The sequence below is a fragment of the Sphingomonas adhaesiva genome, from assembly GCF_036946125.1.
GTDB classification, from domain to species: domain Bacteria; phylum Pseudomonadota; class Alphaproteobacteria; order Sphingomonadales; family Sphingomonadaceae; genus Sphingomonas; species Sphingomonas adhaesiva_A.
On record NZ_JAQIJT010000001.1, the window covers coordinates 1,288,008 to 1,305,979 of the forward strand.

The following is a 17,972-nucleotide window of genomic DNA, read 5'->3' on the forward strand; positions in this document are numbered from 1 at the left end:
AGGGTTAGGCCGTTGTGGCAAATGTTATAGAACAAGCATCAAGCAAGACGGTAAGCGTATGGCCACCTCGCCCTGCCTCCGCATAGATGTTGCTTTTCAGCACTGTTGCTCACGCCCAGTTATTTTTGCTTCGGCTACGAGGGCTTCAAATCCTCGGCTGAAGACGGCTACCATCATGTCGAGGATCGAACGCACGTCGGATGAACGGCAAAGCCCACCCGACAGATTGTCGATGCGTCCTGTCTGCGCAAGCGACTGGGTCAGCGCCCCCGACAGGAGGTGCATGAACCAGAACAGGTCTTGATCCGCCGTGTCTGGAGCTACGCGTCGCAGCATGCCGATGAAGCGCAGGACGACCGGATCGAAATGCTCGTCCATCAGGTCGGCGCCGCCAAAGCGCGAAGCGTTGGTCGCACCGGCGATCGCCGCGAAGTTCGCCCATCCCTCACCATTGTCGAACGAAGTCTCGAAGATCGGGCGTAAGAACACGTCGAGCACATCAGTGATGCGATACACGCCGCCGTTACTCGCCTCATAGGCATCCATGACCGCTTCTCGAATGGGGTTTAGCTCTGCCGTCCGACGGGTAAAGACGGCGCGGAACACACCATCCTTGTCGCCAAAATAATAATGGATCAGCGCGCTGTCGACCTGCGCGGCCGCGGCGATCGCCTTGAGCGTCACCCCGTCGCGTCCGTGATGCGCGAACAGGCGCTCCGCGGCGTCGAGGATCGTGCCGGTCGCGGCCTCCCGACGCTCCGCCTGCGGCCGTGCTTTGCGTGGTGCGCGAATGGGTGTCCTCCTGTCGCAGCACATGTTTGCCGCAGCTCGTCCCAAGGCAAGCCTATATTCTTTACTCACCGATGAATAAAGTAATTGACGCTGCCGTCGGCCTCCGTCATCACGGCGCTCGTCAGGGCACCGCGAGCACAGACACGCGGGCAGGGAAGGGAAAAGCGGTGGCGCTGCGATTTGCGGAACGGACGGTCGAGGCATATCGCTTTCCGCTGCTGGTCCGGCACCTGCTCCACAGCGCGTTGGCGACAGGATCGCGGGCGGAGCTGGTCGGCTCCGATGGCAGCCGCCGCGACTATCCCGCCTTTGCCGACCGGGTAGGGCGTCTGGCACAGATGTTGTGCGATCTGGGTGTCGGCGAGGGCGACGTCGTCGCGGTCATGGACTGGGACAGTCACCGCTATCTGGAGACGTATTTCGCGGTGCCGATGATGGGCGCCGTGTTGCAGACGGTGAACGTCCGCCTGTCGCCTGCGCAGATCGCGTTCACGCTGAACCAGACGGGCGCGCGCACGCTGCTGCTCCATGCCGATTTCGAGACGCTGTACGCCTCGTTCGCGGGCGACGTCCCATGCATCGGGCGCATCGTCGCCATGCACGACGGCGTGCAGGGTGACCTCAGCGCGCCGTTCATGGCGGGCGAGTACGAGGCGCTGCTCGCCGCGACGGGCCATGGCTTTGCGTTCCGCGATTTCGACGAGGATGCGCTTGCCACCACCTTCCACACCACCGGGACGACGGGCGATCCCAAAGCGGTCACGTTCAGCCACCGCCAGCTGGTGCTGCACACGCTGACGGCGATGGCCGCGCTCGGCACGCGGCCCGATGCCCAGTCGTTCCGCGACACCGACGTTTACATGCCGATCACGCCGATGTTCCACGTCCACGCCTGGGGCCTACCTTATGTGGCGACGCTGATGGGGGTGAAACAGGTCTATCCGGGCCGCTACATCGCCGACCGGTTGGTCGAAACCAAGGAGCGCGAGGGCGTCACCTTCTCGCATGGCGTGCCGACAATCATCCAGATGATGGTCGACGCGATCGGCACGCGGCGGCTGTCGGGGCCGTGGAAGATGGTGGTGGGTGGCTCGCTGTTGCCGCTGGCGCTGCACGAAGCGGCGGCCCGCGCCGGCATCTCGACGTTCGCCGGCTACGGCATGTCGGAGACGGGTCCGATCCTGACGCTGGCGCGTGACGACGGATCGGCGCCGGACGTGTGCTGCCACGCAGGCCGGCCGGTCCCGCTGGTCCAGCTGCGCCTGGACGAGGGCGAGGTGACGGTACGGTCGCCGTGGCTTACGCATGGATATGTCGGCAACGCCGATGCGTCGGCGGACCTATGGCGCGATGGCTGGCTGCACACGCAGGACGTCGGCACGATCGAGCCTAACGGCGACCTGGTGATCCGCGACCGGATCAAGGACGTCATCAAGTCGGGGGGCGAGTGGGTGTCCTCGGCCGAGATGGAGGATCTGACGCTGCGCCATCCGGCGGTGGCGGCGGCCTGCTACGTCGGCGTCGCCGACCCGTTCTGGGGCGAGCGGCCGGTCGCGTTCGTCGTGCCGCGGGGGCCCATGCCGACGCTTGCCGAGATCCACGATCACCTGTCGGCGTTCGTGCACAGCGGCCGGATCAGCCGCTACGCGCTGCCCGACCGGCTGATCGCGATCGACACGCTGCCGCGCACCAGTGTCGGCAAGATCGACAAGAAAGCGCTGCGCGCGACTCTCGCCGGATCGACGGCGGGAGTAGCAGCATGACCATGCGGATCATAGGGATGCTGCTCGCCGCAGCGAGCACGCTGTCGATCACGTCACCGACCCTCGCGCAATCGGCACCGCTCACCGGGCACGATGCGGAGAAGCGGGCCGCGGCGGCAGAGGCGGCGATGACCGACGACGAGCGGTTCGGCCTGCTGATCGGCATCATGCCCATCCCCATCCCCGGCCTCCCCGTGGACATTCCGGCAGGCGTGCCGGTGACCGCGGGGTATGTGCGCGGGGTGCCGAGACTGGGCGTGCCCGACCTGCTGGAGACCGACGGGCCGCTGGGCGTCACCAACCCCGTGCAGATGAGGAAGGACGACACCGCCACTGCGATGCCGTCCGCGCTGGCGCTCGCCGCGGGGTTCGACCGGGCGCTTGCCGAGCGGGTCGGCTCCGTGATGGGGGCGGAGGCGCGCGCCAAGGGATTCAATGTGTTGCTCGCCGGAGGCGTCAACCTGACGCGCGATCCGCGCGGCGGGCGTAATTTTGAATATCTGGGCGAGGACCCGCTGCTCGCGGGCACGCTCGGCGGTCGGGTGATCCGCGGCATCCAGTCGCAGCGGGTCGTATCGACGATCAAGCATTTCGCGATCAACGATCAGGAGACGCAGCGCCACACCGCAAATGCGGTGATCTCTGAACCCGCGCTACGCGAAAGCGACCTGCTTGCTTTCGAGATCGGGATCGAGACGGGGCGTCCTGCTTCGGTCATGTGTGCCTACAACGTCGTGAACGGCGCGCCGGCGTGCGGCAGCGACATGCTGCTCAACAGGGTGCTGAAGCGCGACTGGCGCTTCCCGGGCTGGGTGATGTCCGACTGGGGATCGACCGGGTCGGAGGATGATCTGACCGCCGGACTCGACCATCAATCGGGGTCGCAGCAGGACCGGCAGCGTTGGTTCGACGGGCCCCTGCGTCGCGCGGTCGCCGACGGGCGGATTCCCCGGGCGCGGGTCGGCGACGCGGTGCGCCGTATCCTGCGTGGCGTGTTCGCGGTCGGTGCGGATCAGGCCGATCGGCCGCCGGTCGATACCGCGGCAAACGCATCGGTCGCGCTGGACGCGGCGCGGGGCGGTATCGTGCTGTTGAAGAACGACGGCATCCTGCCGCTGGCGGTGAATGCCAAGCACATCCTTGTCATCGGCGGCTTCGCCTCGCAGGGTGTGCTGTCGGGCGGCGGATCGAGCCAGGTCACGCCCTCCGGCAGCGCACCCTTCGTCATCCCCGGCGGCGGCACCGGCATTCCGGCTATCCTGCAGCGGCAGGTCTATTTCCCGTCGTCGCCGGTGAAGGCGCTGCAGGCTGCCCTGCCCCAAGCCAGGATCGAGTTCGCGTCCGGCTACTCGCCCGAGAATGCCGCCGCAGCAGCAGCGCATGCTGATCTCGTCATCATGTTCGCGACCAAGTGGGAAGGGGAAGGCAGCGATTCGCCGTCGCTCGCCTTGCCGCAGGGGCAGGACGCGCTGATCGCCGCGGTTGCCGCCGCCAACCGCAACGCGGTCGTCGTGCTGGAGACGGGCAACCCCGTCTCGATGCCGTGGCTCGGCGCGGTGCGCGGCGTTGTCCAGGCCTGGTATCCGGGTCAGGAGGGTGGCCGGGCGATCGCCGAGGTGCTGACCGGCGCGGTCAATCCGTCGGGCCGGCTGCCGATGACCTTCCCAGCGACGCTGGCGCATTATCCGCGTCCGACGCTGCCGGGTCTGGCGCTACCCGAGCGCAGCGCGGTCGACATTTCCTATCCTGAAGGCGCGGCGGTCGGGTACCGCGATCCCGTCTATGGCGACAGCGACGCGCTGTTCCCGTTCGGCTTCGGGCTCAGCTACACGCGGTTCGATCACGGTATGCTTCGAGTGACGGGCGGTCGCGCGCCAAGGGTACGCTTCACCGTCACCAACACTGGCGACCGTACGGGCGCAGACGTGCCGCAGCTCTACCTCGTCGCGCGCGGGGGCAAGCCGCTCAAGCGTCTGCTCGGCTTCGATCGCATCGTGCTGAAGCCGGGCGAGGTCCGGACTGTCGTCATGACCGTCGACCCGCGGCTGCTAGCTGATTTCAACAGCGGCGGCTGGGACGTGCCCGCCGGCACCTACGCGCTCGCGCTCGGCCGGTCGGCGACCGACCTCGATCCACCGGTCACGGTCACTCTGCCTGGGCGGCAACTGGCGCCCTGATCGCCCCCGGCGATCCACGACACCGACAACGATACAAGAAGGGGAGGTTTTTCTCACATGATCCGCAGCCACCGGCACTTCGTGGGCGTCAGCACGCTCTCGCTCCTCCTGGCGACGCCCGCGATGGCCGCGCCGCAGACGGCCACTCCCGTCCCCGCCACACCCGCCGAGCAGGCGACCGATCCCCAGCCGGCAGGTACCGAGGCGGGCGGCGACATCGTGGTCACCGCGCAGCGCCGCGCCGAGAGCCTGCGGACCGTGCCGATTGCGATCAGCGTCGTATCGGGCGACGCGCTGGTCAACAGCAAGGCGACGCAGCTGTCGGACATCCAGCAGTTCGCCCCCAGCGTCCAGTTCACGACCACCGTCCAGAACCCGACCTATTCGATCCGCGGTGTCGGCACCGTCGCCTACGATTACGGCGTCGAGCAGTCGGTCGGCTTCGCGCTCGACGACGTCAACATCACGCTACCGCGCCTCAACCCGATCAACATCCTCGCCGATGTCGAGCGGGTGGAGGTGCTGCGCGGGCCGCAGGGCACGCTGTTCGGCAAGAATACCACCGCCGGCCTGATCTCGATCACCACCCGCAAGCCGCAGCTGGGCGAGTATTCTAACGAAGGCCATGTCCAGGTCGGCAGCCGCGGCCAGGTCGAGGTTTACGACGTCATCAACGTGCCGGTGTCAAACACGGTGGCGGTCCGCGTGCGCGCCGGCTACCAGACGCAGGACGATCCGTCGCGCAACTTCAGCTACGGCCGGCTCGCCGACACGCGCAACTGGATGGCCAACGGCAAGCTGCTGTGGGAGCCGACCGAGCGGCTGAGCCTCTATGCGATCGCCGACTATCAGGACAGCTTCTACAATTCGAACGGCCAGTCCGTCCTGAAGTACGGTACCGGCGGTAACGCACCGGCGACGGGCTACATCCGCAACTCGCTGACCAGCTTCGGCATCACGCCAGGGCCAGAGAACCGCGACGTCGCGCTCGACGGCGACAACTTCACGCACGCCCGCACGCATGGCGAGCAGCTGACGGTTAGCTACGACCTCGGCTTTGCCAACCTGACTTCAGTCACTGCCTATCGGGCCGAGAAGTGGGACGGTGCATCCGACGCGGACAATTCGGCACGGTCGGTTTTGAACTTCAACGTCGCCCATATCGACGCGCACCAGTTCTCGCAGGAGCTGCGCCTGGCCTCAGCGCCCGGCGGCACGATCGACTATGTCGCGGGTCTCTTCTATTATGACCGGCAGGTCCAATCGACGCAGGATCAGTCGGGCACTTTCGGCTACCTGCCCGATACGTCGACGATCCGCGTCGCCTCGCTCGGCGGCTTGGCGGTATTCGGCACTGGCAACAAGAGCTATGCCGGCTTCGCGCAAGGGACGCTGCACGCAACCGAACGGCTGCGCTTCGTTCTCGGCGGACGCTACACCCACGACGACGTTTCCTCCTCCTTTAACGTCGATCCGCTCGCGAACGTTTGCGGGCTCGTCTATGTCACTTCGGGCGGACGGACCTGCACAGCGACGGCGCTGCCGACGGCGTCGATCGACCGATCCAACGGACATGGCGACTGGACGGGTCGCGCTGGCGTCGAACTGGATGTTGCGCCAACGGTGATGGCCTATTTCACCGCATCCCGCGGATACAAGGCGACGGCGCTGACAAACACCAACGGCTTCCTCTTCGTCGCCAGGCCGGAGACGGTAAAGGCATTCGAGTTGGGACTGAAAGGCGATTATTTCGACCGACTGCTCAGTCTCAATCTCGCGCTCTACTCGAACGACTTCAACGACTTTCAGACGCAGGTTTACGACGCCACGTTGGGTGCCACGGGTGGTTTCCGCGTCGGCAATGCGGGCGGGCTGCTGGCGAAGGGCGTCGAGGCGGAGGCGACCCTGCGGCCCTATCGCGGCCTGACCTTCGGAGGCGGCGTGACCTACAGCCATGCACGGTACCAGTCCTACTTCCCGCCCTGCTATCCCGTTCAGACCGCGGCGACGGGATGCAACCTGCCCGGACCAACGTTCGATGCCTCGGGCATGCCGCTGGTCAACGCCCCCGACTGGACGGCCGTCGCGAACGGCGCCTACACCGCGACACTGGGCCGTGACCTGAAGGTCTATCTGAACGGCGATTTCTCCTATCGGTCGAGCGTGCTCTTTGGCGTCGGTGATCCGAACACGCGCCAGGGCGGCTATTCTCTCGTCAATGCCAGCATCGGCCTGGGCGACGTGGCCGATCACGCACGGGTCAGCTTCTGGGTGCGCAACCTCTTTGACCAGCGCTACCGATCGCGCATTGGGCAGACGGTGTTCGATCGTGGCGGTTATGTGCAGGTCATTCCGGACGCGGCCTATCGCCGGATCGGCGCCTCGCTCGACTGGCGGTTCTGATGATCGTCGCGGCCCTCCTTCTCGCCGCCTCCGCGGTTCAGGCCGTGGCACCGGCCGGTCCGTGCCCGCCGGCCGCCCCCGACCCGGCCGCGGCAGCACTTGCCGCGGCGCTGGTCGAGCCGGGCCGCGACGTGCGTACGCTGATCCCGACCGCGGAACAGCTCGCGGCGCGGCGCCAGGCGGGCATCGAGGCCAAGCTGCGCGACTGGCCACAACTGTGTCGCTATGCCGCGGCGAACCATCAGGTTGCCCACTCGCCCGAGATCGTCCTGCTGGGTGACTCGCTGACCGACTTCTGGCAGCTGGCCAATCCGGCTTTGTTCGGCGAACGGATCGTCGACCGCGGGATCAGCGGACAGACGACCAGCCAGATGCTGGTGCGCTTTTACCCCGATGTCGTCCAGCTGAAGCCGCGCGCGGTGCAGATTGTCGCCGGCGTCAATGACATCGCCGGCAACACCGGGCCGGTCGAGTTCGAGACGATCCAGAACAACATTCGCGCGATGGTGGCGCTGGCCCGGGCGAACGGCCTTGAGGTGATCCTCGGCACGTCGCCGCACATCACCGCTTTCTGGTGGCAACCGGCTGCGCGGCCCGCCGCGGACGTCGCTCGGCTGAATGCCTGGATCACCGGATATGCGCGGCAGGAGGGATTGGTCCTTGCCGATTACGGCGCCGCCCTTGCCGGACCGGACCGGCATGTCGATCCCAAGTTGAGCAACGACGGTGTGCATCCGAACCGCCTTGGCTACACCCGCATGCAGGCGGTGCTGGAGCGTGTCATCGCCAAACTCCCGGCGTCACGCGGCTCGGCGCGAAAGGCTCCCTGACGTAGGCGCCAGTTCTTCCGGGTTGCGCCACCTGCACGATGCACCCTCCGGCGACCGAAGCCTTCGACAAAGCCAGAGCGGTCCACGCCAGCAACCACCGGACGACAAGTGAGTGTCGCGGCGATGGATCTAGCTGTCGTGCCAACGGGCAGCCGGCCTACGCGTAGGAGGAAACCTCGATTAGGCTGCCGTCGGGATCGCGGACGTAGACGGAGCGGATCGGCCCGCGCGCGCCCTTTTTGATGATGGGGCCCTGCTCGATCGCGATCCCCAGTGCCCGGAAATGGTCCGCCACCGCATGGGGCGGCGTATCGGTGAGAAAACAGAGGTCTACACTGCCCGCGGCCGGCGTGCGGGCGGTGAACCAGGCTTGCTGCGATGCCGATATAGGGCGCAGGTTGATCTTGTTGTTGCCGAACGTCATGCTCGTCCTCGTCGAGCCGTCGTCCGCCCTGCTGTCCTCGCGCTCCATGCCGAGCACCCGGGCGTACCACGCCGCCGATGCCTCCACGTCGCGCACGTTGAACACGATGTGATCGAACGCCTTCACCTTCATCGCCTGTCCTCTCCTGCCGGTCCACCGGCCGAGTGCGGCTGTCGGGACGACCGTCAACAGTGCCGCAACGACCCGGCGTTTCGAGATCTGCATGTTCGTTCCCCTGTTAGGGCTTCGGATTGCGCCGGGGCATGATCGTGCCGCGAACCTGTCAGCCGGCCGCCCCAATCTGCTGCATAAAAGTCAGATTGTCCTCCAGGTGCCAGTTGTCGGTGATGCGGCCGCCGTGCACCGCCAGGATGTCGGTGGCGATGAAGTCGACCGGCTGGCCGGCTCCCTTGCGGCCTTGAAACGTCCCGGTGAAATGGCCGGTGAAGTGCAGCGCGCTGACGACGCGGTCGCCGACCACCAGCCGCTGCGTCACCGCCACGCGCAGGTCGGGCACCGCGCCGAGGAACGCCCGGGCCGCGACCATGGGGCCCTTGGGTCCCTGCGGGCGGCCCGGCGGCAGCGCGTGATCGACGAAGCTGGGGGCAACCGCCCGGTCGAGCAGCGCCTGGCTGCCGTTGTTCCAGAAGCCGTAGAAGGCATCGACCGGCGCGAGCATCGCCGCCACCGTCTTCGCCGGCAGGCTGCGGTCGACGATCTCGACGCGGGGCCTGGCGATGGCGATCGCGGCGCGGTCGTCCACCCGGGCGGCGTAAGCCGGCGTGGTTGCCAGCATCAGTGCGAAGGGGAGGGCAGAGGTTAGTCGCATGATATGTCTCCTCAGGCGGCAATCGTACCGCCGCCATCGACCGTCACGGTCGAGCCGGTGGCATAGGGGTTGGTAGCGACGAACAGGATCGCGCTCGCGATGTCCTCTGGCTGGCCGACGCGGCGCGCCGGCAGTCGGGCGGCCGCCTTGTCGAACATCACCGCCTTCCCCGCGTCGTCCATCTTCGCATAGAGCGGCGTGTCGACGAGCCCGGGCGACACGGTATTGACCCGGACCGGCGCGCGTTCGAGTGCGAGGCCGCGCGCCAGCGCCTCCAGCGCGGCGTTGATCGCACCCTGCAGCACGGAACTGGCGCTAGGCCTCTGCGACAGGAACCCTGATACGAAGGTGATCGAGCCGCCATCGGTGACGCGCGCCGCCCTGGCGACCCGGTAGGCGCCGAAGAACTTGCTGTTCATCGCGACGCGCGCGTCGGCCAGGGCGAGGTCGGCGACCGAACCGGTCTTCGTCTGTGCGGCGGCGACGACGACATGGTCGAACGGTTCGCCCTCGGCGAAGAATGCCGCGACCGACGCATCGTCGGTGATGTCGAGCCTGTCACGGCTCGGACGCGCGACGCTCGCCCTCGCGGCGGCGAACGCGTCCGCCGCGGCACCGCCGATGCCGCCGGACGCGCCGACGACGAGGACACGGGCGCCTGTCAGATCGATTGCCATCATCTCGTCTCCTTATGCAGTCGTGGGGCCGGGCAGGCCGGTTTCGGTCGGCGGGCCGCGACGGATAACGGGCGTCGTACCCTTGGTCTCCAGTGCCCACGCGGCGATCTCGTCCTTGCGGGCGAACCATATGCCAGGCTTGGAACGGGCATAGGTTAGGAAGCGGTCGAGCACCCGCACTCGGCCGGCATGGCCCGAGATCCGGTCGTGCAGGCTGACCACCATCATCCGGCGGCGATGCGCGCCTTCCTCGTACAGTTGGTCGAATTCGTCGCGCAGCGCCTGTTCGTAGGCGGCGGGGTTCCACCCCTCGAAGGGATAGGAGACGATGTCGTTCATGTGGAAGGTATAGGGCACCGTCACGAAATCGCCCCTGGCGAGCGGAACGATGAACGGTTCGTCGCGGCTCGGCTCGTCGATATGGTAACGGAAGTCGAGGCTCTGCAGGATGTCGAGCGTGCGGGGGCTGTTGCGCATCCAGTAGGCGTTCCAGCCGACCGGCTTGACCCCCGTCACCTCCTCGATCGCGGCGACGCCGTCGGCGATGAAACGACGTTCTTCCGCCTCAGGTAGCTGATAGCTGTTCTCCCATATGCGGCCGTGCGCCGCTGCTTCGTGGCCGCGTCGGACGATCTCACGCGCGATATCGGGCGCGCGGCGAACCGCCTCGCCGATCATGAATGACGACAGCTTGATCTGGTGGCGGTCGAACAGGTCGAGGATGCGCGGGATGCCCTCATTCGGGCCATAGGCGAAGAAGGCGTTGGTGGGCAGGTCCGGCAGGCCGCCCTGGATCGGATCGGGGATGACGCCGCCCGCGCCCGAGATCGGCTGGCCGCCACCTTCGAACATGAGACTGAAGCTGACCGCGAGGCGGGCGCCGCCCGGCCAGAAGGGTTGCTGGGGCATGAGGCGTGTCTCCTTGGCGGCCGCGACGCTCGCCATCGCGGCGCTTCCGGCGAGGAAGGCGCGGCGATCGAGGCCGGGGCGGGTTGATCCGTTGGTCACGCCGCCAAGATGGCTCTATGCACAGCGATGATAAGCGATCGACTGCACAACACAGTATCAACCCCGAGACGATATGCTGGACGACCTAAACGAGTTGCGCACCTTTCGTCAGGTATTAACGCACGGGTCGCTGACCGGCGCGTCGCGAGCGATGGGCGTAAGCCTCGCCGTCGTCAGCAAGCGTCTCGCCACGCTGGAGAAGCGAGTCGGCATCAGGCTGGTCAACCGCACGACGCGCAGCCTCTCGGCGACCGAGGAGGGCGAGCGGCTGCTGGTCGAGGTCGACCGCGCGCTGGAGGCCATCGCGCAGGGCGAGGAACTGCTGTCGACCGGACGCGACGAGCCGGTCGGCACACTGCGCGTTTCGGCACCGGTATCGTTCGGCCGGCGCCATGTCGCCCCGGTCGTGGGCGAGCTAGTGCGGCGCTATCCGCAGCTTGCCGCATCGCTGTCACTGGATGATCGGCTGGTCGATGTCGCGGGTGGCGCGATCGACGTCGCGATCCGCATCGGCGGCCATGCCGCGGCCGGCAGCGCGGCGATGCGCAAGCTCGCAAACAACCGCCGCATCCTGGTCGCTGCGCCCGCCTACCTCAACCGGCGGGGCGCACCCGCAACTCCGGACGACATCCCCAGCCAAGACCTGCTGCGTTACGGCGATGCGACAGGTCCTTGGCGATTGTTCGATGCCGCCGGGCAGGAGCAGCTGGTGCCTGCAGCCGCGCGGCTGCGCGTCGACAACGGCGATGCGGTCCACGACTGGTGCATCGCCGGGTTGGGCATCGCACTCAAATCGCAGATCGACGTGGCGGCGGACCTACGCGATGGGACGCTCTTGCATGTCCTACCCGCATGGCATGCCGGCGACACACCGATCGTCGCCCTCTTTCCCGATCGCGCCACGATGCCGCGCAAAACCCGCGTGTTCCTCGACGCGATGCTCGCCGCGCTGCGCTGAGGGCGTCAGCTGGCTAGCGCCGCACGGGCGACGACCCAGCGGTGGACCTCGGACGGGCCGTCGTAGATCCGCATCAGCCGGACCTGCGCGGCTAGGAGGTGGAGCGGCATCTCCTTGGCCATGCCCATCGCGCCGAAAGTCTGCATTGCCTGGTCGATGACGTCGGCGGCGAGCTCCGGTCCGGCGACCTTTGCGGCCGAGACCAGCACGCGAACGTCCTCGCCATCGTCGATCCGGCGGGCGATATCATAGGCGAGCAGCTTAGCGGCATGAATGCGCGCGACCGCGTCGGCGATCCACCACTGCACCGACTGCCGCTCAGCCAGCGGCTGCCCGAACGTCCGGCGATCGCGGGCCTGCGCGATCATCAACTCAAGCGCGCGCTCGGCCGCGCCGATCGACCAGGCGGCGACCTCCAGCCGTCGCGCGGCGAGTCGGGTCTGCATCGGCGCAAAGCCCGCGCCCTCGGTGCCGAGCAGCGCATCGGCGGGCAGGCGGACGTCATCATAGGCGACCTCGAATGTGGTGGTGCCGCCGATCATCGGGATTCGTCCGACGATCGAGACGCCGGGCACGTCACGATCGACGAGAAAGGCGGAGATGCCCTGCTTTCGCCCGGCCTCGCGGTCGGTCACCGCCATGACGATCGCGAACTCGGCGGTGCCGGCACGACTGATCCAGATCTTGCGCCCGTCGATCCGCCAGCCGCCGTCGGCCAGCCGCACCGCGCGCGTTGTCATCGCCGACGGGTCCGACCCGGCACCCGGCTCGGAAATGGCGATCGCCGAAACCGTCTCGCCGCGGACATAGGGCGCAAGATATCGGTCGCGCTGATCCGGCGAGGCGGTCGCCGCCAGCATCCTGAGGTTGGGCGTGTCGGGCGGGAAGACATAGGGCACTACCGTGCGTCCCAATGTGATGTTCACGCCGACCAGCGCGGTCTGGGGCAGGTCGGAGCCGCCCATTTCCTCGGGCGCGTCGAGCCCCCACAGCCCCAGCTCGCGCACGCGTGCATCGAGCCGCTCGATCTCGTCGCGCGTGCATTTCGCCTCCTTGCCCTTCGCTTCGCGCGCGAGGATCGCGGGTTCGAGCGGCATCAGTTCGTCGGCGACGAAGCGGTCGACGAGGTCGAGTAGCATCCGGTGCTCGTCGGCTAGCGGCAGATCGAAACGCATGGCTCAGCGCCCCTCGAAGACGGGGGGGCGGCGCTCGCTCGTCGCGCGCACCCCCTCGCGGAAATCGGCGGTGGCGAACAGCGCGGCCTGTTCGTCCAGCTCCGCGGCCATTGCCGCGGCCGCGGTGGCGGCGTTGATGCGCGGCAGCGCGCGGGCGATGGCGGCCAGCGCAAGTGGGGCGTTGGCGGCGATGTCGCGTGCGAGCGCCAGCGCGACCTTGTCCAGCGCCTCGGCGGGAGCGAGGCGATCGGCGAGGCCGATCGTCGCCGCCTCCTCGCCACCGACGCGCCGCGCGGTGGTGAGGAGGTCGCGCGCGCGCTGCGCCCCGACCAGCGCGGGCAGCGTCGCGGTGATCGCAAAGCCCGGATGCAGCCCGATCGCGGCGAAATTGGCGTGGAAGCGCGCGGCGTGGCTCGCTACGCGGAAGTCGGCGGCGAGTGCCAAGCCCAGCCCCCCTCCCACCGCCGGTCCCCCGACAGCCGCGATCAGCGGCTTGGCGCGGGCGAACAGCCGCGCCGCCTGCGCATAGACCGCGCGGGCGCCTTCGATCCCGGCAGCGGCGCGCCTGAAGTCGGCGCCTGCGCAGAAGCTGCGTCCCTCGGCGGCAAGCAGCGTTACGCGCACCGAGGGATCGGCGTCGTTCGCCGCCAGCACGTCGGCCAACCCCGCGAGCAATGCCGCGTCGAAGAAATTGTGCGGCGGGCGGGCGAGCCGGACGATCACGACCGCCCCCTCACGCGTAGTGACAAGTCCGTCCATCATCGTCCTTTCCAGTCGGGCGGGCGCTTCTCGAGAAAGGCGCGCAGGCCCTCCAAGCGATCTTCGCTGCGATAGGGGTTGGGGTGTTCGTCGAGCCGCAGCGCGGCAGCGAGCGGCATCTCGCGCGATCGGCGGGCGACGCGGCGGATGCGCTGCACCGACAGGGGCGCGTTGGCGGCGATCGCCCGCGCCCGGGCGAGCGCCAGCTCCACCACCCGATCGGGCGCGGCGAGCGCAACGACCAGGCCGCGCTCCTTCGCCTCGGCAGCGGTGATCGGTTCGCCGGTCAGCAGCATGTCCATGGCGTGCGCGGGGGGGATGCGACGCGGCAGCACGACCGCGGCGAACTGCGCGCCCATGCCGCGCTTGGCCTCGGGACAGGCGAAGGTGGCGGCGTCGCTCGCCACCGCGAGGTCGCAGGCCAACAGCAGCTCCAGCCCGCCGCCCATCGCGGTTCCGTTCACCGCGGCGACGACCGGCACCTCGGCCTCCGCGACGATCTCGAACAGCGATCGGCGCGCACCGCCATAGGGATCGGCGAGGAATGCGGGATCGGCATCGGTATCGGCAAAGGCGGCCATGTCGATGCCGGTGCAGAAATGCCGCTCGCCCGCCCCTGTCACGACGATGGCGCGGACGCCCAAGCCGGGCGCGGCGAGCACGGCATCGCCGATCGCTTCGATCAGCGCCGGTGTCAGCGCGTTGCCGCGCGCCGGACGATCGATGGTCAGCAGCAGGACGTCATCCTGCGGGTCGTGGCGGAGGTCGGTCATGCCGCACGCGCCAGATCGTGGGGGTAGGACCGCGCGGCGAGGGCGAAACCGGCCGCCGCGACCAGGCCGAAGGCAGCGGCGACGATCAGCGCGGCGGTGATGCCCGCGGCGGAGGCATCGGCGCAGGTGGGCGGCAGCGGCGGCGCGCCGTGGCCCAGCGCACCCCGGCAACTCGCCGCGAAGCCGCCGCCGAACCGGTCGTCGGCGACCCGGTCGCTCACCCAGCCGATCAGCGGGGGGCCGAAGCCGAAGCCGATCAGCGCATGGACCAGAAGAACCAGCGACATGCCGCTCGCGCGCATATGCGGCGCCAGCAGCCCGTGCAGCGCAGCATAGGAGGGGCCGAGGAACGCCGCCCCGGCCATCGTGCCGAACGCGAGCAGGGTAAGGCAGGCGACGATCCCGCCCTGCCACCAGGCGGCGGCCTGGAACAGCGCCCCGAGCGTCAGCGCCACCGCCGGTACCAGCAGGATCGCGCGTGGCCGGGTCCGCCCCAGTCGGTCGGTGAGCCGCCCGCCGACGATCATCCCGATCAGCTGGCCACCCGCGACGACGATCCCGAAGGCCGTGGTCGCGGCGACCAAGCCCAGCTCGTGGACGCGGACGAAGAAGCTGACACCGAAGGTATAGAGCGCGTAGCTCGGCACCGAGGCGAGCGCGCCGGCGACGATCAGCGGCACCGCCGACCGGGCGCGGGCGAACCGGCGCAGCACCTCGGCCGGGCGGGCGGGCGGGGCCGGGGCGGCGCCCTCCGCCTCGCCGCGCCGCGGCTCGCGCATGGTCAGGTAGAGAAGCGGCCCGAGTATGAGGCCCGGCGCGCCGACGACGAGGAAGGCGTGGCGCCAGTCGGTTGCATGCGCCAGCCAGCCGCCACCGATCGCGGCGACCAGCACGCCGAGCGGGATCGCCGCGCTGAACAGCGCCAGCGCCAGCGCGCGCCGCTGCGGTGGGAAGAAATCGGATACGAGCGCATGCGCGGGCGGCGTGAAGCCCGCCTCGCCGATGCCGACGCCGGCACGCAGCACCAGAAGCGATAAGAAACCGGTGGCGAGCCCGCACGCCATGGTCATCGCCGACCAGATCAGGATGGCGATGGCGATCAGCGTCCTGCGCGGCATCCGCTCGCTCAGGAACGCGGCGGGCACTCCGAGCAGCGAATAGGTCAGCGCGAAAGCAAGCCCGCCGAGCAGCCCCAGTTGCGCGTCCCCGAGGCCCAGGTCGCGCCGGATCGGTTCGCCCAACGCCGACAGGATCGTGCGGTCGACGAAGCTCTGGATGTAGACCAGCACGATCAACGTCAGCGCCCACCAGCCTCCAGGGCGCACGGCGGTGGCCCCGCTCATGCCGCGCCCTCCAGCGCCGCATCGATCTCCGTTTCGCTCATCCCCGCCTCGACCAGCAGCTCGCGGCTCTGCTGGCCGAGCGCGGGGGCATGGTGGCGGAGGCGGAACGGGGTGGCGCCAAATCGCGTCGGTTGGCGGATGACGTGATATGCGCCCGACAGCGGATGCTCAGCCGGCTCGAACAGACCAACCGCGCGGACATGCGGATCGTCCCTGATGTCGTCCAGCGCGATCACCGGCATGCACGGGATGTCGGCACCCTCGCAGAACGTCATCCATTCGGTGGTGCTGCGCCGTGCCGCCTCGTCGGCGAGCAGAACGTAGAGCTCGTCGAATACTTGCGCCCGCTCTGCAAGCGTCGCGAAGCGCGGATCAGCCAGGGCGGCAGCGTTGCCGGTGAATTCGAAGAAGTCGCGCCAGTTGCGATCCGAATAGGGCAGCAGGCAGACGTAGCCGTCGCGGGTGCGATAGGGCCGGCGCTCGGGCACACGCAGCCGCGCGAAACCGGGCGGTCCCATCGGCGGATCGAACGCGGCCGCGCCAAAATGCTCGACCAGGTTGAACGCGATTGCGGTCTCGAACATCGGCACCTCGATCTCCTGCCCGCCGCCCCCGCGCTGGCGGTGGAGGAGTGCGGCGAGGATGCCGGTCGCGATCGCCTGTCCCGCAAGCTTGTCGCAGATCACCGAGGGGGCGTAGTCGGGCTGGCCGCGTGTGGCGGTGGCGAGTGCGGCGAAGCCCGACGCGGCCTGGATCATGTCGTCATAGGCCGGCTTCTCGGCATAGGGGCCGGTCGAGCCGAATCCGGTCGCACCGCAATAGACGATGTCGGGTCTGATCGCACGCACCGCGGCATAGTCGAAACCCATGCGGCCAATCACGGCGGGACGCAGGTTGTGGACGAACACGTCCGCACCTTCGATCAACCGCCCGAGCGCGACGCGCGCAGCCGGGCGCCGCAGGTCCATCGCCAGCGACCTTTTGTTGCGGTTGGTGTTGAGGAAGCTGCCCGAGATGCCGGACGTACGCGCGGGGCGGTAGGCGCGGGTCGAATCTCCCTGCGGCGGCTCCACCTTGACCACGTCGGCCCCCAGGTCGCCCAGCAACTGCGTCGAATAGGGGCCCATGATGACCGTGGTAAGATCGATGACGCGGATGCCTGTCAGCGGTCCGTCGGTTAGATCGGTCATAATCACGCGCCCTCCAGCGGGTATTGCCAACGCCCGGTCGCGACCGGACAATCGGGGACATGGCAGCAGACAGGCATGTGCGTGGGTCCATTGCGTCGGTGTGGGACGTCGGCGAGAGCCTGACGCCGGGAATGCGATCGGCGTCGCGGCCGTTCCGCGTGCTGGAATTCTTCGACGAGGTGCGTCGCCCGGCGCGCGCGCGGGAGATCGCCGCGCATCTTGGGATGCCGCAGTCGACCAGTTCGGTGTTGCTCAAGGCGATGGTCGGGATCGGCTATCTCGACCATGATCCGGAGACACGCTGCTACCGGCCGAGCCTGCGGGTCACGCTGCTGGGGTCGTGGCGCGACAGCGGGCATCTGCGCGCCGGCGCGCTGATGACAATGCTCGAGCGGCTGGCGGAGCGAACCGGCCTGTCGGCCAGCCTGTCGAACCGCAGCGGCATATTCCTGCGCTATGTGCAGACAGTGCAGCGCGAAGATCCCGCCGTGCCGCGCATCAAGCTGGCGGCGCGGCGCTATGCCGTCTGGAGCACCGGCGGCTTCGTGCTGATCGCCGACCTGGCCGACCGTCACATCACCCAGCTGCTGCGCCGCACCCGCGCCGAGGACGAACCCCGCGCGGGCGAGATCGAGGTCGAGCGGATGTGGGACATGATCGCGGCGACCCGCGCCCGCGGCTGGTCGTGCGAGACGGGTCTCAGCACCGCCGGTGCCTGCGCCATCGCCCGCGCGGTGCCCGTATCGGCGACCGGCTATGGCGAGCCGCTGGCGCTGACGCTGTCGAACGGCACCGGCGACCTCGGCCGCCCGCCCGAGCGGATCGCCGCGATCATGGCGGAGGCGATCGGGACGCTGGGGCGGTAGCGACG

General features: G+C 68.5%; 16 protein-coding genes. 6 read left to right on the forward strand and 10 right to left on the reverse strand.

Annotation, left to right across the window (positions count from 1 at the left end):
• Positions 1–96: 96 nt before the first annotated feature.
• Complete coding sequence (locus tag PGN23_RS06195) at positions 97–861, reverse strand: TetR/AcrR family transcriptional regulator (protein WP_335301989.1); 765 nt, start codon at positions 859–861, stop codon at positions 97–99.
• Positions 862–959: 98 nt separating this feature from the next.
• Here PGN23_RS06195 and PGN23_RS06200 point away from each other — a divergent pair, with 98 nt between their 5' ends.
• The 4 genes from PGN23_RS06200 to PGN23_RS06215 all read left to right on the forward strand — a co-directional run bounded on the left by PGN23_RS06200 (position 960) and on the right by PGN23_RS06215 (position 7,965).
• A complete protein-coding gene (locus tag PGN23_RS06200) occupies positions 960–2,555 on the forward strand; it encodes a long-chain-fatty-acid--CoA ligase (protein ID WP_335301990.1) in 1,596 nt (531 codons plus the stop codon).
• The gene (locus tag PGN23_RS06205) at positions 2,552–4,732 is read left to right on the forward strand and encodes a glycoside hydrolase family 3 protein (RefSeq protein ID WP_335301991.1); all 2,181 of its coding nucleotides are present in this window, start codon (positions 2,552–2,554) and stop codon (positions 4,730–4,732) included. The genes PGN23_RS06200 and PGN23_RS06205 overlap by 4 nt, the downstream gene beginning before the upstream one ends.
• Positions 4,733–4,855: 123 nt before the next feature.
• Positions 4,856–7,135, forward strand: a complete 2,280-nt coding sequence (locus PGN23_RS06210) for a TonB-dependent receptor (RefSeq protein ID WP_335301992.1) — start codon at positions 4,856–4,858, stop codon at positions 7,133–7,135.
• Positions 7,135–7,965: a GDSL-type esterase/lipase family protein gene (locus PGN23_RS06215; RefSeq protein WP_335301993.1), complete on the forward strand. Its 831-nt coding sequence runs from the start codon at positions 7,135–7,137 to the stop codon at positions 7,963–7,965. The genes PGN23_RS06210 and PGN23_RS06215 overlap by 1 nt, the downstream gene beginning before the upstream one ends.
• Positions 7,966–8,122: 157 nt before the next feature.
• Here PGN23_RS06215 and PGN23_RS06220 read toward each other — a convergent pair whose 3' ends face one another.
• The 4 genes from PGN23_RS06220 to PGN23_RS06235 all read right to left on the reverse strand — a co-directional run bounded on the left by PGN23_RS06220 (position 8,123) and on the right by PGN23_RS06235 (position 10,840).
• A complete protein-coding gene (locus tag PGN23_RS06220) occupies positions 8,123–8,521 on the reverse strand; it encodes a VOC family protein (RefSeq protein WP_335301994.1) in 399 nt (132 codons plus the stop codon).
• 151 nt (positions 8,522–8,672) lie between these two features.
• Positions 8,673–9,218, reverse strand: coding sequence for an ester cyclase (locus PGN23_RS06225; protein ID WP_335301995.1), 546 nt, complete (start codon positions 9,216–9,218; stop codon positions 8,673–8,675).
• A gap of 11 nt (positions 9,219–9,229) precedes the next feature.
• Positions 9,230–9,898, reverse strand: a complete 669-nt coding sequence (locus PGN23_RS06230; protein WP_335301996.1) for an SDR family oxidoreductase — start codon at positions 9,896–9,898, stop codon at positions 9,230–9,232.
• 9 nt (positions 9,899–9,907) lie between these two features.
• Positions 9,908–10,840: a polysaccharide deacetylase family protein gene (locus PGN23_RS06235; RefSeq protein ID WP_335301997.1), complete on the reverse strand. Its 933-nt coding sequence runs from the start codon at positions 10,838–10,840 to the stop codon at positions 9,908–9,910.
• Between the two features lie 136 nt (positions 10,841–10,976).
• Here PGN23_RS06235 and PGN23_RS06240 point away from each other — a divergent pair, with 136 nt between their 5' ends.
• Complete coding sequence (locus PGN23_RS06240; RefSeq protein ID WP_335301998.1) at positions 10,977–11,861, forward strand: LysR family transcriptional regulator; 885 nt, start codon at positions 10,977–10,979, stop codon at positions 11,859–11,861.
• Between the two features lie 5 nt (positions 11,862–11,866).
• On the opposite strand, the gene PGN23_RS06245 is transcribed toward PGN23_RS06240, so the two are convergent.
• From PGN23_RS06245 to PGN23_RS06265, 5 genes are read right to left on the reverse strand one after another with little or no spacing between them, the layout of a single operon-like run.
• Positions 11,867–13,036: an acyl-CoA dehydrogenase family protein gene (locus tag PGN23_RS06245; protein WP_335301999.1), complete on the reverse strand. Its 1,170-nt coding sequence runs from the start codon at positions 13,034–13,036 to the stop codon at positions 11,867–11,869.
• 3 nt (positions 13,037–13,039) lie between these two features.
• The gene (locus PGN23_RS06250; RefSeq protein ID WP_335302000.1) at positions 13,040–13,798 is read right to left on the reverse strand and encodes an enoyl-CoA hydratase/isomerase family protein; all 759 of its coding nucleotides are present in this window, start codon (positions 13,796–13,798) and stop codon (positions 13,040–13,042) included.
• Positions 13,795–14,568 (reverse strand): enoyl-CoA hydratase/isomerase family protein, encoded by a 774-nt coding sequence (locus PGN23_RS06255; protein WP_335302001.1) that lies wholly within the window; start codon positions 14,566–14,568, stop codon positions 13,795–13,797. The genes PGN23_RS06250 and PGN23_RS06255 overlap by 4 nt, the downstream gene beginning before the upstream one ends.
• Complete coding sequence (locus PGN23_RS06260; RefSeq protein WP_335302002.1) at positions 14,565–15,911, reverse strand: spinster family MFS transporter; 1,347 nt, start codon at positions 15,909–15,911, stop codon at positions 14,565–14,567. Before PGN23_RS06260 ends, PGN23_RS06255 begins: the two co-directional genes overlap by 4 nt.
• A complete protein-coding gene (locus tag PGN23_RS06265; RefSeq protein ID WP_335302003.1) occupies positions 15,908–17,101 on the reverse strand; it encodes a CaiB/BaiF CoA transferase family protein in 1,194 nt (397 codons plus the stop codon). The genes PGN23_RS06260 and PGN23_RS06265 overlap by 4 nt, the downstream gene beginning before the upstream one ends.
• Before the next feature lie 77 nt (positions 17,102–17,178).
• Here PGN23_RS06265 and PGN23_RS06270 point away from each other — a divergent pair, with 77 nt between their 5' ends.
• Positions 17,179–17,967, forward strand: a complete 789-nt coding sequence (locus tag PGN23_RS06270; RefSeq protein ID WP_335302004.1) for an IclR family transcriptional regulator — start codon at positions 17,179–17,181, stop codon at positions 17,965–17,967.
• Positions 17,968–17,972: the final 5 nt, after the last annotated feature.